This is a genomic window from Chitinophaga arvensicola (genome assembly GCF_900110835.1).
GTDB classification, from domain to species: Bacteria; Bacteroidota; Bacteroidia; order Chitinophagales; family Chitinophagaceae; genus Chitinophaga; species Chitinophaga arvensicola.
Genome location: NZ_FOJG01000002.1, coordinates 791838 through 817467, shown reverse-complemented (window position 1 = coordinate 817467; position 25630 = coordinate 791838). Strand labels below are relative to the sequence as shown.

The window sequence follows — 25630 nt, the reverse complement described above, 5'->3', positions numbered from 1 at the left end:
ATGTTACTATCCTTGTTTCTTTCCTGCTGAAAACAGGTCAATGAATAAACCGATAAATACAATGATCCACGTGACTAAAGCTAATATAACAAATAAAGCCGAAATGGGTTTAAGGAATGTGAAGCCCGTAATGGAGGCATACGTGAATGTACACACGCCGTACATCCCCAATGGGAAAACCATGGACCAATACTGCGGATCATATTTCAACGGTACCCGCGCAATAAAGTGCCGGTAGGCAAACATGAGGAATAACAAAGGAATCCACCAGCTCGCAAAAGCCCAGAAGAACATGGTAAATGCTTTTACAAAACCGGACCACTGGCTCAATACTTCGTGCGCATCTGCATACATGACCAGGCGGGAACCCGCCAGTGTAATAATCGCCACCGCCCCCATATTGATCCAGTAGGGAGGCGTCAGCGTTTCTGCCTTCATACTGAAAAACAGCCAGCGGTAAAGAATCAGCCCAATCAGCACAAAGTAGAACATTCCGCCGATCATGTAGGAACAAAGGGAAATGAAGGCAATCAGCCAATGATAGGCGCTGCTGTTGGCTATAATAGCACCCAGTACCGCTACAGATTCGGTTGCTACCACAATCAGTAGCCAGGCGCCGTTGATGCTCTGTTCGAGGGTAGGCTTGGGTTCTTTCAGGATATTTACCAGAAAAAAAGTATAAAGGATCAGGCCCCACAGGATAAAGCCTGCCACCCACAACACCAGTGCCACATCCATCCGGCCTGTAATAATCGCAATCTGACTGCCCAGTACATTGTTGCCTGCTACCAGGGTAAGGAAAGTGACGCCCCTGGCCGAATGATGGAGGTCGTTCCATACTATCACAGGATACCTGACAATCCGCATGATCAGTATGACCCAAAGTCCGATATAAAACAATACATTCATACCCAGGAACAGTCCTGCCAGCCAGGCGTAATGCCATAGGAACAAACCGATGGATACGATGCCGGTAGCCATTACCAGCGCGAAATAGCCGGGAAAGAAGTTTTCCAGCGAAGTGGAATGAACAGGCTGACCAGGATGTGCAAGCGGAGTTTGAGACATGATCAGGGTTTTAAATAAGCATGGATTATACCTTGTAAAAGTAGGGGAAAACAGCTTTCTTTGCACTTTCTATGTTTTTTAAATGACGGATAGGGGTTTTGATATCCACATCCGTCTTATAAGCGGAAACACATTTTAGTATACACCACCACCACCTATGACAGAGACACATTTAAGCCTGGCTATCACGTATTTATTCGGAACCATCATTGTGTTAAGTATCCTGGAATGCTACTTTAGTTATATACACGACCGTAAACATTACGAATCCAGGGACACGCTGACCACCATTTACCTGATGAGCGTCAACTTCCTGGTAAATGTGATCATGAAATCCGGCACCTTCCTGTTGCTTGACTATTGCTATCACAACTACCGGTTTACAGAAATTTCGAACGTATTTCTTTACTGGACTGTGCTCGTGCTGTTGCAGGACTTCCTGTACTGGCTGTTGCATGCCACGGGACACTACATCCGTCTGTTCTGGGCCGTGCATGTAACACACCATTCTTCCGAGCATTTCAACCTCACCACCGGTTTCCGATCCAGTGTATTTGAACCTTTGTACCGCCTGTTTTTCTTTGTGCCACTGAGCCTGTTAGGCTTCAGTGCCATCGATATCCTGCTGGCGTATTATGTAACGCAGATTTATGGTAACCTGGTACATACACAAACCATCGGTAAACTGCATCCTGTTATTGAATATATTTTTGTAACGCCTTCTCACCACCGCGTACATCACGCCAGTAACCACCGTTACCTGGATAAAAATATGGGTATGCTGCTGATCCTCTGGGACCGCATGTTTGGTACCTTTCAGGAAGAACTGGCGGAAGATAAGGTGAAGTACGGCCTGGTGAAAGACCTGGAAAACAGGGGACCAGTAAACATCATTTTTCATGAATTCATAGCCATCTCACAGGACATGAAGAAGACAGATTCACTGCTGGATAAGTTGAAATATCTTTTGTATGCACCGGGATGGAGCCACGACGGGCAGTCGCAAACAACGAAGGATCTGCAACGGCAACTGAAAGAAGAAGAAAACTGTGCCATCGCGGAAAGTTAAATGATTGGCAGGAAGCAGGAAATGCCCTATCTTTTGACGACCTAAACTTTCTGCCAACTTACATGAACCAGATAACCCGGCCCCTGTATGCAGATGAAATACGCCTGTTAACCAAGCTGAAAAATAAAATCATTCATAAGAAACGCACCGGTATCGGAGCTACGCATATTATCCTTGTACTCTTCACCGGTTTAATTTTTGCAGATCTCGCTTATGTACTTCATACCGGCTTTATGGCCTTTGTATCCGGCACCTTTGCCGTAGTCTGTTTTTTATTTGTGATATTTGGCCCCTACGAAGCGTATAAAGACCGCCGGCGCGCACGGAAACGACTCCGGCAACTCAATCAATTGCTCCTCACCAATACCCTCGAAGTAACCCTTGTTCATGCACAACAGATTGCGGTAGGCCGCGAGTTTGAAGATGAAGGGGATCTTTACCTTATCGCTTATGGCGATGGAGACGTTTTATACCTCTGGGATAATGGACATGGCATGAAAGGTTTTCCCTGCCTGACTTTTGAAATTTATAAGGAAGACTACACTGCACTGGTGTCCCGGCAGATACATGTATTGAGCCCGAAAATAACGCCCGTGGAAATTGAAGCAGAAAAGAAATGGAAGTACCTGAAGAAATACGGTGGCCCCGGCCACCTCGCAACGGAGCGCGTGGATTTCGACGTTTTACTCAGCCGGTTTTATGAATGATGTTGTATTTTCAATGTTCCTTTACCTAACTGATATTAATGGACGTTATACTGATTTTGCTAGGGATATTTTTGCTGTGGTTTTTGACAAGACCATTTACCTTATTGTTTCATGAACTGGGACATGCGCTACCGGCACTCTTGTTTACCCGTCAAAAAACGGTTATCTACCTGGGTTCATACGGCAATACAGGTAAAAGCATATCTTTCAGGATCGGCCTGCTGGAAATATGGATCCGCTTCAATCTATTTACTACAGGAGGTCTTTGTTTGAGCTCGCCTTCAGATATGCGTGTCTGGCAAAGAACCATTTTCCTGTTGGGTGGCCCTTTATTTTCGCTGGTATTGGGTGTAACGGGCAGCTACCTGGCTTTTATGTTAGATAGTCATGGCTTCATAAAATTGTTCCTGGTAATCTTCACTGCCTCCGCGATATTTGACTTTTATTTTAATCTGAGACCAGGCAATCGTCCTGTTTTGGTGCATGACGGAAGAATTACTTTTAACGATGGATACTACCTTAAACAGTTACTTTGGCATCGTAAATACAATGAGGCAGTAGAAGAAGGAATTGCGCTCTTCGAGGCGGGAAATTACAAGGAAGCGATAGTCCGGCTGGAACGCCAGCGTACAAAAAGCATTGGTAACCCCACCATTTATGCTTTCCTGGTAGCTGCGTGTATCAACAAGGAGGACTATACGAAAGGACAGTCATACATTGAAATGAAGGAGATTTACTGTGGTCTGACCTCGGATGATTATTGTAACCGTGGTATTATACTGGCAACCACGGAAGGTTTTGTCACGGCCTTGGACGATCTGCAGAAATCTCTGGTGCTTGATCCGGAAAATGTCTTCGCCCTGATTTATCTGGGATATGTTTTCAATATGCTGGAGCGATATGCAGAAGCCATTCCACTGTTTGATAGAGCGCTGGAACTGACGCCAGAAGACGGATACGGCTTTAATCAACGGGGACTGGCAAAAGTTAAAACCGGTTTGCCGGAAGAAGGCCTGGCAGATATTCTTCGCGCATTGCAGCTAACGCCCGATCATGCATACGTACATCTGCATTTGGGTATTTATCATCTGGATAAAGGAGCGCCGGAGGCAGCATTATTGAGCTTTAACAAAGCTGCTGAACTGGATGGAGAGATTGAATCATTACCAGCACTAATTGCAACTGCTACTGCCAACTCAACTGCCATACAAGGCCCTGGCTACAAATAAAACATTCAGTAAAACATACACCAGCAACACCACCTGCGCCATCAACAGATCCAGGCGCCTGCTCTGTTTCACCTTTCCAGCCTTGATGAGTTGCAGCGAATATGCCGATGCGGTAATCGTTACAAAAATAAAGAACAGCGTAATGCCATGCAGGGTATCTACCAGTGTAAAGGAAGTAGCATCCGGGAGAGATGAATCTATGATATACTTGTTACCAATTGCTGCAAACAGGGAACCCACCCCAAGACCAAAACGCGAATCAATATTATCGGGATGAATATAAAAACAGATGTAGGCAATCAGGAAAGAGACATACATGCCCAGGAACATCTTCCAGAACAATTGCGTGGCATCCCTGCTGATACCAATTCTTACCATAAAATTACTGTATTCTGTGTGCGGAGTAGCCAGGCTGCTATCGCCAAAAGCCGTTTCATAAGCCTTGATACCAGTCGCTATTTTAAAGCTGTCAATGTTCCATCCTCTTAAGGTAAAACGCGGATCATAGTGTTTTCCGGATGAATCTACTGCGAAAACCATGGCTTTCGAATCAAACTGTGAATTCTCAATCGAGAAGCGTAGTTTCTGCTGATCGAAAGGGAAGTTATTGATCTTCCACGAATCCTTCATCACACATTGCAGTTTCATCAGCAGGTAAATACGGCCATTGGAAGAATCGATGGTGGAGTAGGACTTGGTAAATGTTTTGGCTTGTGGTACTTCCAGGTTCTGTGCAAAATCGAATTGTGGATTTTTATAGGTAAGCCACAACCATAGGTTAATGGTATACTCGCTTTGTTTAAAATCAATGTCGTGAATGCTGGTAACGTAGATGCCTGTACGAACGGTGTCAGGTGAATGCTGCTGTGCATTTGCGGATGATGCTAAAAACAGGAAGCAAGATAGCAATAGCCATGCTTTTTTCATGCAGGAGTACATTATAAACAGGGAAATAAAAATGTCTCAGCTATTGATGCAGATGCCGGTCGTTTGGTCACCCTGTAAAGATACAACTACTGCGCCGGATGTTACAAGATAATTTCGTAGGCCCTTTAGGGTAAGGCTCGCTCCAATTCGCTGAAACTCAATGCTAGCGGTTATTTCCGTCGTCGTTTATGCAGGATGGTGCAGGACGGGCCATGATAGTGCAGGTTGCGGGAGATGAATTTTACTTTTAATATTGATTATGCATCTGCGGAGTGAAAAGTGAACAACCCGGCACTGTCAACCAAATAAGAATTCCACTATTATGAAATATGCAAGCTGGAGGTATCTCCTTTTATTTCTGACGTTTTCAGGCGGGGTGAGTATTGCCCAGGAACCACTGGTGAATTATTCTGCCGGTCTGCCCGCTACCGATGCCATAGGCCGGAAACTTCCCACACACGCCGAAACCGGTGATGAAAAAAAAGACCGGTATGTAGGCATGTTCTACTGGACCTGGCATGCCGCGCAAAGCAAGGGTCTGGCCGCTCACAACACCTCTGCTTTTATGGCGCTGCATCCGGAGGCATTATACGATTTTCATCATCCGGCATGGCCATTAAAGGTGCAGAACTTCTGGAACGAACCCCTGTTCGGATACTATATCAATCTCGATAAATGGGTAGTCTGGAAACATGCGGAAATGCTGGCAGATGCCGGTGTGGACATGATCATGTTTGATTGTACCAATGGCGACCTGGTATGGAAAGAGGCATACATGACCTTATGCGAAGTATTCACGGAAGCCCGTAAAAATGGTATCCGTACGCCGCAGATTGCCTTTATGATGGGCTTCGGACCCAGCGATGGCTCCAAAAGCGCCATCAACCAGGTATACAACGACCTGTATAAACCAGGCCTGTACAAAGACCTCTGGTTTCAATGGAAAGGTAAACCATTGATCATGGCTTATCCGGATAACATCGACAACGAAGCCATCAAACAGTTTTTTACTTTCCGCCCCGGTCAGCCGGTATACAATAAAGGACCACAGCGGAATGATCAGTGGGGATGGCTGGAAATTTATCCCCAGCACGGTTTTGCAAAGAACCCGGATGGCAGCTTTGAACAGATGACCGTAGGCGTATCGCAGAACTGGACCAAAGCAAACGGACTGAATCCGATGAATGCCAAAGGTGCTTTCGGCAGGAGCTATACCGATAAGAACGGACATGATACACGGCCGGATGCTTATCAGTATGGCCTCAACTTCCAGGAACAATGGGACCGTGTGCTCCAGCAAAATGTAGAACTGGCCTTCGTAACCGGCTGGAACGAATGGATCGCAGGCAGGTACGAAACATGGGCAGGCCAGCCCAATGCTTTCCCCGATGAATTTGATACCGAAAACAGCCGCGATATTGAGCCTATGAAGGGCGGTCACCACGATAACTATTACTACCAGCTGATCGCCAATATACGCCGGTTCAAAGGCATGCCGGCGCCGGAGAAAGTATCTCCCGAAAAAAATATGCTCATCGATGGTAAGTTTAGCGACTGGAACAATGTACTGCCTTTGTACAAAGCCCATCGCGGCAGTACCCTGCACCGCGATGCGGACGGTTTCCCGGGTACACACTACACCAACAACACCGGCCGCAATGACATCGTAGCTGCAAAAATTGCACGCGATAAAAGATACGTGTACTGCTATGTACAAACGGCCGCCCCGCTTACACCCCACACAGATCCGGGCTGGATGCGGTTATTCATCGACGCAGACCGTGATAAACGCACCGGATGGGAAGGATATGATTATGTGATCAACCGTACAGCCCCCGGAAAAAAGGCCAGCATAGAGCGTTCCCGGAATGGATGGCAGTGGGAAAAAATTGCGGAGGTGGATTACCGTTATAACGGTGCCCAACTGGAAATACGGATTCCCCGCGAACTCTTACAAACACAGGATAATGCACTGAACTTTGAATTTAAATGGTCGGATAATATGCAGCAGGATGGCGATATCATCGACTTCCTCGTGAATGGTGACGTAGCTCCCGCCGGCCGCTTTAACTATCTCTTTAAAGAAGAACAATAGGACTCCACGTAACAGCACAATTCCTTCAGCTAAATTTTTATCAAACCAAAATCATCTTTCAGAAAGTCTAAAAAAAGACCACGATTATGAAGAGTATGTATCAACGTCACTGGGCAACGCTCTGTTTGCTCCTGATGGGGGTTTGTTGTTCCTACAACTCCCACGCACAGGACAGGATCACTGTGTCAGGCACCGTGGTAGATTCGGCCGACCTCACGCCGCTACCCAGTGTCAGCATTAAAGTTGAAGGCGCCACACAGGGCGCACAAACCGACCGGGATGGAAAATTCTCCTTCCAGGCCAGCCCCGATGCCGTGCTGGTTGTTACCTATCTGGGCTACAACCGGAGCATCATCCGGCTTAATGGAAAAACAAATATTTACGTACGCCTGGCATCCACCAACGCCAAACTGAATGAGGTAGTGGTAGTGGGTTACGGTCAGCAGAAAAAGGTGTCTGTTACCGGCGCGGTAGCAACCGTCAATGCCCGGGAGCTGAAACAAAGCTCATCGGCAAACATCGCCAACGCACTGGCGGGACGGTTACCAGGCCTTACATCGATACAATCGGCCGGCGGACAACCAGGCCGTGATGATGCCGTCATGTACCTTCGCGGCGCCAGCACCATTAATGGTAAAAATCCGCTGATCCTGATTGATGGGGTACCACGGGATAACATCCGCACCATCGATCCCAATGAAGTGGAAACAGTGACCATCCTCAAAGATGCCTCTGCTACCGCCGTATTCGGTGTGCGCGGTGCAAACGGGGTGATACTCATCACCACCCGTCGCGGACAGCCAGGCAGGGCAGAACTGAATATCAGTGTAGATCAGAGTTTCTCTTCCTTCACCCGCGAGCCTTCCCGCCTGCATTCCCTGGAATACATGGCGCTGAGAAATGAAGCCGCAAAAAATGATGGCATTACCACACCACCTTTTTCACAGGCGATCATGGACAAATATGCGAACCCGCTGGCAGGATTGGACCCATCAGATCCGGACTACGAAAGAAAGGCCATGATCCGGAATTATATGTATCCCGATCATGATTATTACCGTGATTTTATAGCGCCTTCGGCGCCGCAAACCCGCGTGAACATGGCCCTCAGCGGTGGTGCAGATAAAATATCCTATTTCGCCAACGCTACTTACCTGCACCAGGGCGGTAACCTGAGAACAGAACCCAAATCTGCACTCGGCTACGATCCTTCTTTTAAAATGGATCGCTATAGTTTCCGATCCAACCTCGACTACCGCCTGACGCCCTCTCTCAAAGCATTTCTAAACATCGGTACCTATATAGAAAAAGTAAACATGCCTTCGGCAAATGCTTATCCGGGTTCTTCTACCGATTGGATGATCAACGATATCATTTACCAGGCCCAGACCATTTTGCCGATTACCCCGGGCCCCACCACCCTCGATGGTTTCGGGGTGCCACCGGGTAAGATCGTTGATCCAGGTTACCTCGACCGCTCCGCTTTTGAAGTGGTGAACCGGATGGGCTACCGCAACGAGGTACGGTCTAACCTGAACAGTACCCTCGGAATGGAATGGGACCTCAGCAGAACAGTCACCAAAGGCCTCAGCCTGAAAGGAATGATGTCGTACGATTCAAAATCCACTACGGCCATGCAGGGCAGTAAAACCGAACAACTTTATCTCACACAGATCAATTACGCTACTGATGAACTGAGCTATACATTGAAACGCGCCGGTGAAAACCGCATAGGACTGGTGAAAGGCGCCGACTCCCGCTATAATATCAATATGCAGGGAAGCATTAACTACAACCGCACCTTCGGGGGCAAACACGCCGTGGGTGCTATGGTACTCGCACAGCGCGACTACTGGGAATCCACTGCCGGGGAAATCCCGTATAACGTAGTAGGTATTGCCGGCAGGGCCACGTATGCATACGATAACCGGTACATGGCAGAATTTAACTTTGGATACAACGGCTCTGAACAGTTTGCACCAAGCAAACGTTTCGGATTTTTTCCGGCAGTATCTGCCGGTTGGGCAGTGAGCAATGAAGCATTTTTAAAAGACAGCCGCGTTATCACCAATCTGAAGCTGAGAGCTTCTTATGGGGAAGTAGGTAACGACAAAATGGGTACGTCTGATCGTTTCCTGTATCAGAGCAATATCCTCATGGGCGGTGGTCCGCTCGGCAGCCTGGGCAACGGGCAAGGCGTTGATCAGAAGCTGCTCGGCAACCCGCTGATTACCTGGGAAACCGCGAAGAAACAGAACTACGGACTGGATCTGCAGCTCTTCAAAAACCTGAGCATTACCTTTGATTACTACCTGGAAAACCGCTCCGATATCCTCATTACACGCGGTACAGTGCCACAGTTGCAGGGCGTTCCGCTGGAATATATTCCCCGCATCAATATGGGAATCGTAGACAACAAAGGATATGAAATCGAAGTGAATTACAACAAATCGCTGGGTAAAAACTGGCAATTGAATTTCAAAGGAAACTTCGGACACAATAAAAACGTGGTACGCTTCAATGATGAAGCCATCAGCAGCGAATCGTATGCATACCGCTATCGCACTACGGGTTTTGCCCTCGGACAAAACTGGGGATACCGGATCGACTATAGTAACGGTAACGGCTACTTTAATTCACAGGATGAGTTAAACAAATATCTCGAACATACTACTTATGGTTTTGGAACCCCACGCGTAGGTGATTTCAAGTACATGGACCTGAACGGCGACGGCGTGGTGGATGATAAAGATCAGGCGCCTATTAAATATACCAGCATCCCTGGGATGATTTATGGCGCCACTTTATCAGCCGGCTTTAAACGGTTTGAGTTCACCGTTTTCTTCCAGGGCGTAGGACAGTACTCCGGTAATTACGCCAACCAGGGTGTATATGAAAACACGCGTCAGGGCACGTATTTCGATTATCACCGCACCGCATGGACCGCAGAACGCTATGCCAATGGTGATAAAATTACCTACCCACGGTTGAGTACCGGTACCACTACCAACCATCAGCCGAATGATTTCTTTATCATGGACCGCTCTTTTGTAAGGCTCAAAAACATAGAGCTGGCCTATAATTTCTCCGGTAGCTTGCTGAAAAAGGCTGCCATGAAAAACATCCGCGTATACGTAGGCGGCCAGAATCTCTTTACCTGGGATAAACTACGGATGAATCACCTGGACCCTGAAACCAACAGCAGTCTTGGTTATACCGTGACAAAGATGATCAACTTCGGTTTAAACGCTAGTTTCTGATTCCACAATATTCCAATTATGAAAAGGATATACATATACAGTTTACTCTTGTCGCTGCTGGCTATGGGGGCGTGTAAAAAGGCCCTGGATATGGCGCCCGACGGCAAGATCTCTATAAACGATGTTTTCGCAGACAGCGTGAAAGTGGGCGCTTTCCTGAATACCTGTTATGCCAATCTGCCGGTTAAAGGCACCCGCTATTTTTTCTGGAGCCGTGGTCCCGTGGCCTGGAGCGATGATGCATGGGATACCGATGCCGAGTCGGAACCTACATTGATGGCAGGCCGCCTGTACAACGGCGACGCTACAGCCGGAAATCATCCTGCGCTGGATATCAGTACAGATGCGGGCAACGGGAAGTACTGGGAACGTTACTGGACCTCTATCCGCAATTGCGCATTGTTTATCAGTCGCATTGATAGTGCGAACGTCAGCAACCCGACTGACCGCAAACGTTGGCGGGCAGAAGCCCACCTGCTCCGGGCATATTATTATTCAGAGCTGCTGAAATGGTTCGGCGCCGCAGTGCCCGTAGAACGCGAGCCGCACAACTTCACCGACGACTTCTCCAAACTCAAAAAAGAGAGCTACTACAACGTGGTGAAGTTTATCATGGAAGATTGTGATGCCGCGCTGGCTACAGAAGAACTGCCCTGGAGAATTACCATCTCGGCAGAATCAGGCCGGGTGACGAAAGCACTGGCAGAAGCCATCAAATCCAAAATGATGCTCTTTGCAGCCAGTCCTTTGTATAACGAAGGGAAGAACTACTGGGAGGAAGCCTACGCCGTAAATAAGGCATCACTGGCCAGTTTACGGGCCAATGGCTATGCGTTGTACAACAAGGTAAACCTGCCGCATATTTATCTCGCGGAAGAAGCTTACCTGGGACCGGATAAGAATCCGTATACTGCCTTATACAATGAATACTTCACCCAGGTAATGGCTTATGCCGATAACCCGATAGATAAGGAAACTATTTTCCAGAGCCGGGATGGACAAGGCAATATCTGGAACATTGATGGCATCGGCGCACAGGATGGTTATAAATCAGGTACCTGCCCCACGCAGGAACTGGTAGATGCATACGAAACCATCAACGGCCAGCCCATACTGAATCCGGATAATCCTTATCTCGATGAAAAGCATACCCAGCCTAATTATAACACCGCCAATACACAATACAATCCGGCTAAGCCATACGAAAACCGTGATCCCCGTTTTTATGCTTCTATCTATTACAACGGCAGCAAAAGAAAGGCATGGTGGGGTTTTTCAGAAGTAAAGGAGTCATACGAAAACTACCCTGCGCCTATCGGCAATCGTACCAGGGTGGTGGCTACTTACCTGGGAGAACCGCAAACCGGTATTTCTCCTTCGGAGAGAAAAGCCACGCGCACCGGGTACTTTGAGCGCAAATTTTTACATCCCAATTCCGGTAATGATAACCCCGTAGGAGGCGCCAATTACAAGTATTTCCGGCTGGGAGAAGTGATCCTCAATTTTGCAGAAGCCGCAGCAGAAGCAGATAAACTGGGAGAAGCCAGAACGGCAGTCAATGAAATCCGCGCCAGGGCCGGTATGCCCGATCTGCCTGATATGCCAAAGGCACAGCTGATCCAGCGCATCCACAATGAAAGAAGGGTAGAGCTGGCGATGGAAGAACACCGCTACTTTGATGTGCGCCGCTGGACATCACCTACCGGTGATCTTTCCAAAACAGGCAAATGGGTAACGGCGATGGAAATTACCCGCAAGCCCGATGGTACGTTTACGTATAAACGCCGCCCGGTCCGGGAAACAGAAAGAAGAAACTATACCAACCGTTTCCTCTGGTTGCCGGTGCCATTGGCGGAAGCCAACCGTCTGTTGTCTATCACCGGCGCTAACTGGCAGAACACCGGCTGGTAAGAAATCCTTTTGTAAATGCTTCGTAATACCAAATCAGATGAGATCAAAAATAGCTATCTATATTATTTGTATGGGCGCTTTCCTGCTGGGAGGTTCGCTACAGGCGCAACAGGTGTCGGTGGTGGTAACGGGTAAAGTGCTGGATAAATACAACCGCCCGGTGCCGGGTGTAACGGTTAATTCCGCGAACGGCCGGAATGGTACAGCCACCAATGCTGCCGGCGATTTTACCTTACAGGTAGATGATAACAGCGAACAGCTGCGCTTTTATGCGAAAGGTTACGCCAGGCAGTCAGTGTCCGTGGCCGGTGGCGCTCTGCCACCGGTGATCCTGCAAACGGATGCACATAAACAGGATGAAGTAGTACAACTGGGCTACAGTTCGCAACTCCGCCGGGAGGTAACCGGCGCGGTGGCAACTGTAACCGGCGACGTGCTGGAAAGATCACCCGTGGCCAATCTTACGCAAACGTTGGCTGGCCGTTTACCCGGACTCACCACCATGGAAACGTATTCAGAACTGTCCAGAGCCAATACCAACCTGTTTGTGAGGGGCATATCTTCCGCACGGCAAAATGGTCCGCTGGTGATCATCGATGGCATCATGTGCGCCTATAACAGCAACCAGACACTCGAATATATTTCTGCCAATGAAATTGAATCCATCTCCATACTCAAAGATGCCTCTACACAGGCCTTATATGGTATCCAGGGCGCCAACGGTGTGTTGGTAGTCACCACCAAAAGAGGACAGAAAGGCGATCTGAAAGTGAACGTAAGAATGGATCAGTCGTTCCAGGAAGTGACCACCAAACCCACTTTCTATCATTCATTTGATTATGCCTCCATGAGAAACCAGGCAGCAGAAAACGACGGACTGGGCAAGAACTACCTCTTCTCTGAAGAGCAGCTGAAAGGATATAAGGACGGTAGCAACAAAGAATTATATCCCGATAATAACTGGTACGAAAAGTACATGAACGATCTGGCAATGATGCAACGTGTAGCCGTGAACGTATCGGCGGGTAGTGATAAGGTGCAGTTCTTCTCCAATATCAACGTAATGCACCAGGGCGGACAGTTTAAGACAGACCAGACCAAATACAACCCCAACGCCAACAACGTGTGGGTGAACTACCGTTCCAACCTCGATATGACGCTGAACAAATACATCAAAGCATTTCTTCGTTTAAGCGGCAACGTTAAACGGGAACGTACTCCCGGCTCCGGTAACTCTACCATTTATGGCAGTTTCTTCCAGATGCCGCCTACTACCTACGGCCCATTGACACCAGTGGTAACAGACCCCGCTACCGGTAAGATCATTAATCCCGGCGGACAGGTAATCACCACCAAAAACGTTGGTGCGCCTACGTATGGCATGCTAAATCGCTCCGGGTATTACCGTCACACCGTAACCAATATCTATTCGCAGGTAGGACTGGATGTAGACATGAGCTTTCTTACCAAAGGGTTAAGTCTCACTGGTACCTTTGCGTATCAGACCAACTCCGTAGGCAGTCTGGGCACCACGCAGAACTATGAACGCTGGATGCGGACAGACGATCCCGACGAATTAACCTTTATCAGAAAAGGCAGTGAAAACAATACCCCGCTGGCATACGGTAAATCGCATTCTTACTACTATCACCTTACCTACAATGCAATGCTGAACTACCAGCGCAGCTTCGGCAAGCATAGCATTAACGCCCTCGGCTATATGTTTTTTCAGAACCTCACCAAAGCAGATGTAGGCGCGCCGGCATTGCTGCCTTACAACAGGGTAAGCTCAGGCGCGGAAGCCGCGTATGCCTACGATAGCCGGTACTTCCTGAAACTGGATGTAGGCTACTCCGGTTCTGAACAATACGCCCGGAATGCCCGCTATATTGCCACACCGGCAGTTGCGGTTGGCTGGGAAGTGGCCAATGAACATTTTATGTCGTCGCTGGATTGGCTCAGCCAGTTGAAGCTGCGCGCTTCCTGGGGACAAACCGGCAACGACCAGAGTGGCCTGGCCCGTTTTGCTTACCTGGATAATGTGTCGATCAGCGGTGGTGGCCCGATCGGCTATTTGCAATATGTCATCAAAGAAAATCAGACTGGTAATCCGAATGTTCAGGCGGAAGTATCTACTAAAACCAACGCCGGTATTGACCTCGGTTTGTTTCATGCGCTGACTATTTCAGTAGATGTATTTAAGGAAAAGATGACTAATATGGTAGTAGCCGTATCGTCCAAAGTGCCGCTCTACCAGGGCGTTCCGTTGGGTAACTATCCCCGGATGAATGCCGGCACCTTTGAAAATAAAGGCTATGAAATTGCCCTGAACTATACCAAAGACCTGAGCCGGGATCTCAATATCTCACTGTGCGGGCAGTTCAGCTACCAGAAAAATACCATCATCAACTGGAACGAGGCTAACAGAACTGCGGACTATGCCTACCGCAAAAGAGAAGAAGGCTTTTCTTTCGGTCAGGAATTTGGTTACCTCGTAGACTATAGCAATGGCAATGGTTTCTTTAACTCTGCGGAAGAAATTACCAGTAGTAAACTCAGTTACAGCATGGGGAAACCCAGGGTGGGAGATCTGATTTACAAGGATCTGAATGGCGATCATATTATCGACGACCGGGATAAAGCGCCCATCGGAAATGGCATGTTGCCACGGCAGGTATATGCTATCAGTGGTGGTGTACGGTACAAAGCTTTTGATCTGAATTTCCTGTTCCAGGGCACCGGTGAATTCTCTTCGATCTATGGCGGACAGGGTGTGTATGAAACCGACTATGATGGCGTGTTTGGAGCGCGGCATGCCAATGCCTGGACTCCGGAAAGATATGCCAACCAGGAGCCGATCAGCTATCCGGCATTGTCATTGAAAAAATCTGTGAGCCAGGAAGCGAACGACTTTTTCAGCTACAACCGCTCTTATATCCGGCTGAAAAATATCGAGATCGGCTATACGTTGCCGGCATCGGTTGCACGGCGCATTACTGCGGAAAAGATCCGGGTACTGCTGAGTGGACAGAACCTGTTTACCTGGCACCACATGAAATCGGATGATTTTGGCCCCGAAGGTGGCGGCTACACTTCTTTCCCGGTTTATAAAGTTTATAATATAGGCGTGAGCGTTGGTTTCTAATAAAATTAATTCTACTGGTATGAAAAAATATATCTTCCTGTTATTGGCTGTTGCGGGTTTATCGGCCTGCAATAAGCAACTGGATCTGCCCAGTGATGGCCGCATTACCATGAATGAGGTGTTTAATGATTACGACCGGGTAAGAGGCTATCTGAATTCCTGCTACGGCTATTGCCCGGGTCCTTATATGGATCGTTCGTCCTATACAGATGAGGCCCAGGATGCCGATGACATTACGCCCAACTCGAAATACAGCAACTGGTATGTAGGCAGTGTAACGGCACAAACTTATGTAAACGTGTCTATGGATGGAAGCCCCTGGGGCCGGCTGTATGAAGGCATCCGCAAGTGTAATTATTTCCTTAATAACATCGGTGCATCTAAAACGATTGCGTCGGATGCAGAGAAGGCTTCCTGGGTGGCACAGGCGCATGTGTTGCGCGCATTGTACTACCTGCAGCTGATCAAGCGTTACGGAGCAGTACCATTAATTGATCAGCCGCTGCTGGTGGATCATAATTTTTCGAAAGATAAGAAGGCCAGTTTCAGCGAAGTAGTCACTTTTATTCTCAAAGACTGCGATACAGCACTGATGGTACCGGCTACCCGGGTGGGTTTTCCCTGGGGGATTTATGATAACCAATATGGCATTATGTCGAGAGCCGTGGCCTATGCCATTCAATCACAGGCGGTGACCTATGCTGCCAGCCCTTTGTGGACAGACGGCACTTACAGCTGGGATAAGGCCAAAACCATCACTGCCAATGCTTTGGCGGAGTGCCTGGCCAATGACTATAAGCTATTTGATGAAAAACCGGCGGCAACGATTGCACAGAATGGCTATGCGCTCTATCATTTCATCACCTCCAACGATCAGCGTACCCGCGATAAGGAAACCATTCTGCAGGTAGCGGGACAAATGCAGGTCTGGAAATACGCAGGGTTGCCTACTACACCCGGCATGGATAAAGCGGGGCCTTGTCCTACCCAGGAGATGGTAGACCGCTACGAGATGGCCAATGGCGAAGCACCTGTTACCGGTTATGCCGATGCGGGCAGATTATCACCCATCATTAACCCGGCTTCCGGTTATAACCCGGCAGATCCTTATGCAGGGCGCGATCCACGGTTCTATGCGTCTATATATTATAACAATGCTGTCCGTAGCCTGGATCAGCCCAATGGTAAAAAAGTGGAAACGTTTGTTGGTGGAACAGAAGGGATATCGGCTACGAACAGAACGTTTACCCGTACCGGTTATTATCTCCGGAAATTCAACAATTATAAATCCGCACAGAACAATGACGCCGATGGTGCTATCCGCCTGTTCCGCCTGGCAGAACTATACCTCAACTTTGCGGAAGCAGCGTACCAGTCGGCCGGCCCCGATGCGCCTGTAACTGTTGGCAATTTCTCGATGAGCGCCCGCGATGCCGTGAGTGCCGTACGCGCCCGTGCAGGTATGCCGGCATTTCCATCAGGTATGTCGAAAGAGGCCTTTGAAAAGAAGTACCGCAATGAAAGAAGCGTGGAACTGGCTTTTGAAGAACACCGTTACTTCGATGTGCGCCGCTGGAAGATCCTGGATCAGACAGATAAATTTGTTACCGGTATGCGTATTACAAAGAGTGGCAGTACGCTGACGTATACACGTTTCCGGTTTACCGACCGGGCCACTTTCTCCGAACGTTTCCTCCTGTACCCGATCGATCAGTCGGAGATCAATAAAGTATTCGAGTCTACCGGCGAAAACTGGCAGAACCCGGGCTGGATGGACTAATTTTCAAAAAAGGAAAGGCGGCGCCGGATTTTGGGCAGCACGTAACAAAACATTTTGTACGTTTATCCGGTGCCGCTATTAGTGTTTCATTAAAAAGCGCTGCATAGTATAGTTATGAAAAAGATGTATTTCACCTGGCTGTTGCTGTTACTCGGCACAGCCATTGTTGCTGCTGCCGGTAAACCTTCCGTGCTGCCGGTCCGTTTACGTTGTGAATACCTGCTGAACCCCAGGGGAATTGATGAATTACAGCCCCGTTTAAGCTGGACACTGGCCGCCACGGATTCCAACGCCCATGCCCAAAGCCAGAAGGCATATCGTATACTCGTGGCAGTTACAGAACAGGAACTGCGCGAGAATAAAGGTTCCATATGGTCCACCGGCTGGGTCAATTCAGATGAAATGCAGCACATTACCTATAAGGGAAAGCCCTTACAGTCGGATCAGTCCTATTATTGGAAAGTAAGCGTAAAAGATGAACAGGGCCGTATCTCCGATTGGAGTGACGTGGCTTCCTGGACAACAGGGCTGCTACAGGCCACCGACTGGAAAGCTACCTGGATTGGCAGTGATGAATATTTCAAACCCGGAAAACAGGAGTGTAATATTTTTGATCCCTGGCTCCGCAAAACGTTCGACTTGAAAGCCGCGCCGGAGAAGGCCAATATTTTTGTGGCATCCGTTGGCTATCATGAGTTGTATGTAAACGGGAAAAAGATGGGCGACGGCGTAATGGCGCCGGCAGTCACCAATCATACCAAAAGGGCGAGGTATGTGGCCTATGATATTGCATCGGCGCTTCGTCCGGGCAGAAATGTGGTGGTACTCTGGCTCGGTGCTTCCTGGTCCATTTTTGGGCCGTATAACACACCGGATAAGCCAAAAGCACCCATCGTGATAGCACAGGCAGCTATTTATAATAAAGGCAATGTGGCGCCTGTAATGCTGCTTAAAACCGATGATTCCTGGCATACGCAGAACAGCCCGAACAGGCTGGCAGGTGTATGGGACTTCGGCCGCATGGGGGGTGAAATCTGGGATGCCAATCACGAAAACCCGGACTGGGACAAGGCATTATCGCCTGATGATAAGTGGCGCAACGCCACCGCCTATCATCCCAACCTGGTGTTATCTGCCCAGATGGTAGAACCCAATAAGGTGATGAAGGAAATAAAACCGGTGTCTGTAGAAGCCAGACCGGATGGAAGTTTTCGTGTAGACATGGGCGTGAACTTTGCGGGTTGGACTGCCGTCCGTGTAAAAGGACTGCCCGGCGAGCGGATTGATTTCCAGTATTCCGAAAGAGCGAAAGATGATATGACGTTCAGTTTGCACAGTGCGTATATCATTGGCCCTTCGGGAGAAGGCGAGTTCCATAACCGTTTCAATTACAGCTCCGGCCGCTGGATCACCATCCGTGGCCTGAAATACAAACCCTCCCTGGAGGATATCCGTGGCTGGCTGGTACGCACGGACTATGAAACAGCCAGCACCTTTGCCTGCTCCGATTCCCTGCAAAACTGGATCTATGACCGCGTACGCTGGACCTACGAAAATTTATCGCTGGGTGGTTACGTGGTGGATTGCCCGCAGCGGGAACGCCTCGGGTATGGCGGCGATGCGCATGCCACCTGTGAAACGGGGATGTACAATTATCACCTCGGTGCATTCTATACGAAATGGATGGAAGACTGGCGCGATGTGCAGGGCTCAGAATCTATCGTCGGCAATATGTTCGACACTACCTGGGCGCATAAAGGCGTGATGAGCGGCCGCGCGCTTCACAAAGGCATACTACCGCATACCGCACCTACGTATATGGGTGGCGGCGGCCCGGCCTGGGGAGGTATCTGTGTATCACTGCCCTGGTTCCTGTATCAGCAGGAAGGCGACCGCCGGGTATTGGAGAGGAATTTTGAGATGATCAAAAACTGGTTGTCCTTCCTGGATACCCAGACCAAAGATCATCTGCTTCAGCGTTTCGGAGGTGACTGGGACTTCCTGGGCGACTGGCTCTGGCCGGGCGCTACCGCCGAAGGAATGAATAATAACAAGCCACAAACCGTTTGTCTGAATAATTGTTACCGTGTATTTAATCTGCGCACAGCAGCGAAGATTGCGCGTGTGATCGGCAAAACAACGGAGGCCGCACAATGGGAGCAACAGGCAGCCTTATCCAGCAAAGCCATCAACGATAGGTTTTATAACGTGGCAGATCATAGTTATTCCGATAGCTCTATGGCCAACCTGGCAGCGGCTTTGCTGGCAGAGGTGCCACCGGCATCTTTAAGGGATAGCGTGATGGCGAGACTGGAAAAAGAGATACTGGTGAATCATAAAGGCCACATCAACGTAGGCATCACCGGTGGCGCCATCCTGTTTAAATTATTACGCAACGAAGGCAGAGACGACCTGATTTACAGCATGACTTCCCAAACTACGTATCCTGGTTGGGGTTATATGAAGGCCAATGATGCCACCACTATCTGGGAAATGTGGGAGAAGGATCTGCCGGGGCATTCCCTGCTGCATAGTTCCTACCTGTATCCCGGTGCCTGGTATATCAACGGGGTAGCGGGCATCCGCCAGGATCCGCAGTCAGGAAAAGGTTTCCGGCATTTTGTGATCCGTCCGCCATTGCTGACGGCTTCGCAGCTTAGTTGGGCGCATGCTTCCTTTGCCTTTTCGGCAGGGGAAATAAAAACGGCCTGGCGCCGCGATGGTAGCGGGTTGTCGCTGGAGGTAACGGTGCCGCCTAATTGTAGTGCCGTACTGGAATTGCCACAGCAGCAGGCGCAGCGAGTAACAGAGCCGAGTGGTTTTATGAAAGCGAAGGGAACGAAGAACGGCTTTGCATTGTTTGAATTACCGGCAGGAAAATACAGCCTGCGTACTTTATAATTTTTCCCTCATCATCATGATTAAAGCGCAGCATTTTTTAGTGCTGCGCTTTTTTATCTGCCGGAGGCAGTTTTACTGCTTTTACAATCCACGGTAGAGAAATACCTTGTCCGATCAGCGTAATCAGTACCACTACCACCGAAATAAAAATAATCGCATTGCGGCTGTCGCTTTCCACGGTCATCGGTAAGCCAATGGCAATGGCCAGTGAAACGATGCCGCGCATGCCGGACCAGCTGATGATCAGGCTGTTTTTGAAATCCAGCAGAGCGTTTTCAGTGATGCGTCCTTTACCTTTTTTAAAGGCCTGGTCTAAGTTGAGCTGTTGTGAAAACACCCTGCCCATGCGCAGGAGGAGGGCTACAAGTGTGATGAGAAAACCGTAACCGATATATGGCCAGATCAGGTTACTCGGAATATTTTTGATCACGTAAGGGAACTGTAATCCGATCAGGATGAAGATAAGTCCATTGAGCAGGAAGATGATAATATCCCAGATAGCGCCGGACTGTTGCTTTAATTTCTCCGGAAAAACCTGTCCGCTTAAACGGCCCATCCGGAGGCCCAGTACCACTACGGCGATCACCCCGGAAACATGAATTTCCTCCGCCAGCAGGTAGGTCACAAAAGGCATCAGCAGCATCAGGCTGATAACGACCATATCATTTTTACGGAGCATTCTCAGGAGCACGCCCAGCATTTTCGCCATCAATGCGCCCAGGAATATGCCTCCGGCCATGAGTACGATAAATTCGAAGGAAGCTTTCCAGAATACAAAAGCGGTACCAGTAACGGCCATAATGGCGAAGTGATAGGTTACCAGTGCAGAAGCATCGTTGATCAGGCTTTCACCTTCCAGGATAGTAATGGTTTTATGCGATAGCCCCAATCCTTTGGTGATGCTCATGGCGGCCACAGCATCCGTGGCAGACAGGATAGCGCCAAGTACAAACGCCAGGGGCCAGGTCATGCCGGGTATCAGGTAATGGGCAACCACCGCTATAGCCGCCGCCGTTAGAAACACAAGACCGATCGCCAGTGTACCGATGGTATTAAAGTTGGTCCTGAATTCTTCCGGGGAGATGTTGAACGCAGCGTCATACAGCAATGGTGGGAGAAACAACAGGAACACTACTTCCGGGTTCAGTTCTATGTTGGGCAGCGCCGGAATGAAGCCGATACCGATGCCCGCAGTAATGAGCAGTACCGGGTACGGCAGCCTGATCTTGTCTGCTACTGCAGACAACAGGATCATAAGTGCCATTATAAAGATGACGATGCTGTAGTTCTCCATACCATACATTTGTGTACAAATGTATACAAAACATGTTATGAAGCCTTACTGACCTGTTGCTCCCGCCATTTGATGAATTGGATATAGTGAGCAAGCTCCAGGTACAGGTGGTCTTCCAGCATTTCAAGCAATAACATTTTCCGGCTATCGCTGTCGGCTGCTGCGTGTTTGAGCCGGTCGTACAGCGCGAGTTGCTGCAATAAAGCGCTTTCCATATTTGCCAGTAAAGCCGGGAAAGCAGCGAAGGGGGTACCGGAAATCAGTTTTCCTTTAGGCGTTTGCGTTAGTTCCTGTATTTTTTCGTGGGTCAGTACCGGCATTTTAATGCCGGGGAGGTGAAATATATTGTTTGTTTTCATATACTGGATAAGTTGCTTAACCGGTTAAAAAAGAGTGCGCTGTTTATTAGAGTGAAAAAAATGAAGATGGTTACAAACTTTTTGTAACTTTTATTTTCTTTGATCATCCAATAATGAGAACCATGACCATACATCCGCAAACAGACGCAGAAATAGACAATGATTTAATCAATAAAGTACTGGCTGGAGAAAAACGATTGTTTGAACAGTTGATGCGCAGGCATAATACCAGTTTATTCAGAATTGGCATGGCGATGCTGGACAATGATGCGGATGTGGAAGACGTGATGCAGATTACCTATATCAATGCTTACCAGCACCTGTCCGGCTTCCGGCAGGAAGCCGCCTTTGGTACCTGGCTGAAAAGAATACTCATCAATGAGTGCAGTCAGCATCTGAAAAAACGGGGCCGGTTGGTTAGCGAGGATGTGGCGGTTTTAACAGATCATCATCCGGCAAATACTGCCGGCATAAAAGAATCACCGGTGGCCAAAGTTATTAATAAGGAACTGGGCAGGGTACTCGAACTCTCCCTCTTGCAGATTCCGGAGAAATACCGGCTGGTTTTCCTGTTGCGGGAAGTAGAAGGCTTAAGTGTCGCTGCCACGGCGGCAGCGCTTAATATTTCAGGGGTGAACGTAAAAGTCCGTTATATCAGGGCCCGGCTGATGCTACGCGGCAAGATCTCCGATTACTATAAAAACGACCTGGTATTTCCGTTTCATCTTACGCGCTGCGACAGAGTGGTGTTTGGTGTGCTGGGCAAACTGGGCATCGAATAGCAGCCCTAACGGGACGATTGTTCTACCAGGCTTATTTTGATACGTTTATACATGCTTCTTTCATCGAGGGATTTTTCCAGTTCGGAGAGCAGCTGTAAAAGATCTGCGCTGGCTTCGGCCAGCCATTTTTTATTTTCCTCCTTAATTACCAGTAGTACTGGTCCTATTTTTTTATGCATTTGTTTACCCGCAGGGGTCAGGGAAATGAGCCGTCTCCGTGCATCTTTCGGATCTACCGTGGTTTTTATCAGGCCATGGGTCAGCATCTGTTCGGTGAACTGTACCACTGCGGCATGGCTCAGCTGCAATGAGGTAGCTATTTCGGTAACGGCCATCACTTTTTCCCGGCTTAATAATTCCAGGATGAGATACCATTTGGCCTCAAAGTCGAGGTCTGATTCTTTGTAGATCTGGCTAACATCCTGCGACAGGCGTTCGCCTAATCGTTTTAAGCGGGTGGCCAGGGCCAGTTCTTCCAGTTCGGTGACTAAATTCATGCAATAAATGTATAAATTTTTAGCCTGCCCTGCGCTTTTCCTCTTCCGCACCGGTCTGCCTTTTGTTACCGGACGAGGAGCCACCGCCAAATTTATAATTGAAAGTAAGGGTGAGCACGCGGGTATCCCTTTTTTGCTTAAACGTTTCCCCGTATCCTGTTAAACGTGTTACCGCATTGGTTTGATTGGTGAAAAAGATATCGCTCAGATTCAGTTTGAGAGACGCTTTTTTATGCCATAACTGTTGTTGCACCCCGGCAGACACGAACCAGAAACTGTTTACATCAAGGAAACCATAGTAAGAGCGGCTTTCATAGCTGCCGGTAATTTCCATGGTGGTGAGTGGCCGGAGTGTAATGGTATTAACCGAGTTGAAATTAAAAGATACGCGGCTCACGTTCAGGTGGGTGTTTACCAGGTCGCCCTTATAGTTGCCATAGTAAAGGAGGGCCGTATTGGTGCTGCTGAGCCATTTACGGATCGTTACCGGAAAGCCAAAACTGAGATTGTAGTAATCGTACATCGCGAGGTTTCTGCCTGTTTGCAGAATGGTATTAGGTTCTGTATCCGGAGATAGCACGATGAGGATATTATCACGGGTACGGCTATATCCTATTTTAGTGGTGTATTGTTGCCTGAAAGTATGAGTGAGTTCAAACGAGTTGGTTGTTTCCGGTAGCAGGAAAGGATTGCCGGCCGCTGAGGTGAGCGGATCCAGGAACACTTTGAACGGATTCAGTTGCCGGTAAGAGGGGCGGTCGATGCGGCGGCTCATGGATAAACCAAGGTCGTGCGTAGTATTGAATTCATAACCGATGTAACCACTGGGAAACAGCTGCGTATAGTCGCGGTTGAATGTTTTGGCGCCGATTACCTGGAATCCGTTTGTCTGCGTGTTTTCAGCCCGGAGTCCCAGTTGCAGGCTCAGGTGGCTCCATTTTTTTGATACGTTTACATACGCGGCATTGATATTCTCTTTATAGATGAAGCGGTTGCTTTTGCCTTCATCCAGTACATTCCCGCCATTGCTTCTATCAAAAAACTGTACATCATTATCCGATTTTACCCAGCTACTTTTGATGCCGGCCTGCATGCCGGCGCCTATTATTTTTAATGGTTGCGTGTAATCGATTTTCACTGACCGGATGCTTAGGTCGCCATTCAGGTCTCCAAATAGGGCGTAGGGTGTTTTGTTTTCCCATTGCTGCGTATCAAAATAACGGGTCAGGTAATTTTGTGTTTCAGCAGAATTGAACCTTGCGTAATCCAGGTCAGCGGTGAGTTCCCTGCCGCTGGTGTCCAGCGTGTATTTATAATTGAGATTGATACTGGTGTTGTTCCTGTGCGGTTGATTGTTGCCCGTGGTAATAAATGATCCTGTATTTTCCTGTTGGGCATTCAGTGTTTGTGCTACGCTGTTGGTCGTGATATTACCCTGGTAGAATATACCATTGGCAGCAATGCCTATCATCATTTTTTTATTGATAGTGTAATCGGCGCCGATACGTGTATTATGGCTGTTGTTCCGGTATTTGAAGAGGTTCTGGTAATTATTTCCGCCGGTATATTTATTATCCGCATCATAAAATTGCCGGTAGATGGTCAGGTCGTTGATATCTTCCCGGTAGGCGTAATTATAGGAACCAAAGATATTGAGGTTTTTATGTTTGCTGTTGAAATTGAGAGATGGATTTAACTTCGGATATCTTCCCTGGCTCAGGCTGAGCGACAGGTTTCCATTGGTGCCGGAGGTTTTCCCTTTTTTCAGCCGTATATCAATAATGCCTGCATTACCGGCCGCATCGTATTTGGCGGAGGGGTTGGTGATCAGGTCGATGGTTTCGATCTGGCTGGCCGACATATTTCTCAGCATATTCGCCAGGTCCTGGCCCGTCATAGGTACCTGTTTGCCATCTATCATCACCAGTACGCCCTGGCGTCCGCGCATGGCAATGTTATCGTTCTGATCGATGGTAATGCCCGGTGCTTTTTCGAGCACTTCCAGGGCGGTGCCACCTGCGGCAGAAATAGAGCCGGATACATTGAGTACGGTTTTATCGTACTGCTGCTGTATGAATGGCTTTACCGCAGTTACCGCTGCTTCTTTCAACGCCGTAGGGGCAGGCGTAAGTGTAATAACGCCGAGCTGTGTTGTCTGCTGGTGGAGGAACGGGGCAGATTCATATCTCCCGAAAATCATACTCTGCGTAATAATCACATAGCTGCCTGCCGGAATTTGCTGAAAGGAAAAGGCGCCGAGGCTATCGGCATATTCAATTTTAACGAGCTTTTTATTGCTGGCCTGCACCAACTGAATAGCTACCTCTTTTAATAAGGCGCTTTCATGGGTAGTCAGCTGTCCGTTGATATTGAATGCTTTCGCCTGCGAAAAGCAGGTATTTATGTAAGTAGTAACGGAAATTAACAAGGCAATAAAAAAGAGCGATTTCTTTTTCATCTGAGGGGTTTTAGTACTACTAATGTAGATTATTGGCTGATTTTAGCGATGTTTTCAGATGGGTTTTACAGGAGATATAGGTAGTTGCTTACTGAATGTTTTAAATAAGGATAAGTGGTAGCATCTTCTTATCGGGTTGTGGGAACAG

Annotated in this window: 16 protein-coding genes; 10 read left to right on the top strand and 6 right to left on the bottom strand. The window is 48.4% G+C overall.

Translation table 11 applies throughout. From position 1 onward, the window contains the following. Positions 1–6: 6 nt before the first annotated feature. Positions 7–1068 (bottom strand): tellurite resistance/C4-dicarboxylate transporter family protein, encoded by a 1062-nt coding sequence (locus tag BMW79_RS20730; RefSeq protein ID WP_089897677.1) that lies wholly within the window; start codon positions 1066–1068, stop codon positions 7–9. A 157-nt stretch (positions 1069–1225) separates the two neighbouring features. Between BMW79_RS20730 and BMW79_RS20725 the strand changes: the two genes are divergently transcribed. The 3 genes from BMW79_RS20725 to BMW79_RS20715 all read left to right on the top strand — a co-directional run bounded on the left by BMW79_RS20725 (position 1226) and on the right by BMW79_RS20715 (position 4073). After that, entirely contained in the window at positions 1226–2137 is a 912-nt protein-coding gene (locus BMW79_RS20725; protein WP_089897675.1) for a sterol desaturase family protein, read from the top strand. Between the two features lie 62 nt (positions 2138–2199). Further along, positions 2200–2844, top strand: coding sequence for a hypothetical protein (locus tag BMW79_RS20720; RefSeq protein WP_089897673.1), 645 nt, complete (start codon positions 2200–2202; stop codon positions 2842–2844). Between the two features lie 38 nt (positions 2845–2882). Beyond that, positions 2883–4073, top strand: coding sequence for a M50 family metallopeptidase (locus BMW79_RS20715; protein WP_089897671.1), 1191 nt, complete (start codon positions 2883–2885; stop codon positions 4071–4073). Here BMW79_RS20715 and BMW79_RS20710 read toward each other — a convergent pair. Next, on the bottom strand, positions 4041–5000 hold the full coding sequence (locus tag BMW79_RS20710; RefSeq protein ID WP_089897669.1) for a ligand-gated ion channel: 960 nt from the start codon (positions 4998–5000) through the stop codon (positions 4041–4043). The two genes, BMW79_RS20715 and BMW79_RS20710, sit on opposite strands and share 33 nt — an antisense overlap. A gap of 322 nt (positions 5001–5322) precedes the next feature. Between BMW79_RS20710 and BMW79_RS20705 the strand changes: the two genes are divergently transcribed. The 6 genes from BMW79_RS20705 to BMW79_RS20680 all read left to right on the top strand — a co-directional run bounded on the left by BMW79_RS20705 (position 5323) and on the right by BMW79_RS20680 (position 20092). Then, positions 5323–7095 (top strand): hypothetical protein, encoded by a 1773-nt coding sequence (locus tag BMW79_RS20705; RefSeq protein WP_218150393.1) that lies wholly within the window; start codon positions 5323–5325, stop codon positions 7093–7095. Positions 7096–7181: 86 nt separating this feature from the next. Beyond that, a complete protein-coding gene (locus tag BMW79_RS20700; protein WP_218150392.1) occupies positions 7182–10355 on the top strand; it encodes a SusC/RagA family TonB-linked outer membrane protein in 3174 nt (1057 codons plus the stop codon). Between the two features lie 18 nt (positions 10356–10373). After that, on the top strand, positions 10374–12266 hold the full coding sequence (locus BMW79_RS20695) for a RagB/SusD family nutrient uptake outer membrane protein (protein ID WP_089897667.1): 1893 nt from the start codon (positions 10374–10376) through the stop codon (positions 12264–12266). A gap of 37 nt (positions 12267–12303) precedes the next feature. Next, the gene (locus BMW79_RS20690) at positions 12304–15411 is read left to right on the top strand and encodes a SusC/RagA family TonB-linked outer membrane protein (protein ID WP_089897665.1); all 3108 of its coding nucleotides are present in this window, start codon (positions 12304–12306) and stop codon (positions 15409–15411) included. Between the two features lie 19 nt (positions 15412–15430). Continuing rightward, positions 15431–17191 (top strand): RagB/SusD family nutrient uptake outer membrane protein, encoded by a 1761-nt coding sequence (locus tag BMW79_RS20685; RefSeq protein WP_089897663.1) that lies wholly within the window; start codon positions 15431–15433, stop codon positions 17189–17191. 114 nt (positions 17192–17305) lie between these two features. Beyond that, positions 17306–20092 (top strand): family 78 glycoside hydrolase catalytic domain, encoded by a 2787-nt coding sequence (locus tag BMW79_RS20680; RefSeq protein ID WP_089897661.1) that lies wholly within the window; start codon positions 17306–17308, stop codon positions 20090–20092. Positions 20093–20129: 37 nt separating this feature from the next. On the opposite strand, the gene BMW79_RS20675 is transcribed toward BMW79_RS20680, so the two are convergent. Together BMW79_RS20675 and BMW79_RS20670 are read right to left on the bottom strand one after the other, a co-directional pair. Continuing rightward, the gene (locus tag BMW79_RS20675) at positions 20130–21386 is read right to left on the bottom strand and encodes a Na+/H+ antiporter (RefSeq protein ID WP_089897660.1); all 1257 of its coding nucleotides are present in this window, start codon (positions 21384–21386) and stop codon (positions 20130–20132) included. Positions 21387–21421: 35 nt separating this feature from the next. Continuing rightward, entirely contained in the window at positions 21422–21745 is a 324-nt protein-coding gene (locus BMW79_RS20670) for a hypothetical protein (RefSeq protein ID WP_089897659.1), read from the bottom strand. Between the two features lie 122 nt (positions 21746–21867). On the opposite strand from BMW79_RS20670, the gene BMW79_RS20665 reads away from it, so the two are divergent. After that, on the top strand, positions 21868–22527 hold the full coding sequence (locus tag BMW79_RS20665; RefSeq protein WP_177192264.1) for a sigma-70 family RNA polymerase sigma factor: 660 nt from the start codon (positions 21868–21870) through the stop codon (positions 22525–22527). A 5-nt stretch (positions 22528–22532) separates the two neighbouring features. Here BMW79_RS20665 and BMW79_RS20660 read toward each other — a convergent pair whose 3' ends face one another. After that, positions 22533–23024, bottom strand: coding sequence for a MarR family winged helix-turn-helix transcriptional regulator (locus BMW79_RS20660; RefSeq protein WP_089897657.1), 492 nt, complete (start codon positions 23022–23024; stop codon positions 22533–22535). 19 nt (positions 23025–23043) lie between these two features. Then, positions 23044–25482 carry a TonB-dependent receptor domain-containing protein gene (locus tag BMW79_RS20655; RefSeq protein ID WP_089897656.1) on the bottom strand — a complete coding sequence of 813 codons (2439 nt, stop codon included), beginning with the start codon at positions 25480–25482 and terminating at the stop codon, positions 23044–23046. Between the last annotated feature and the right edge of the window lie 148 nt (positions 25483–25630).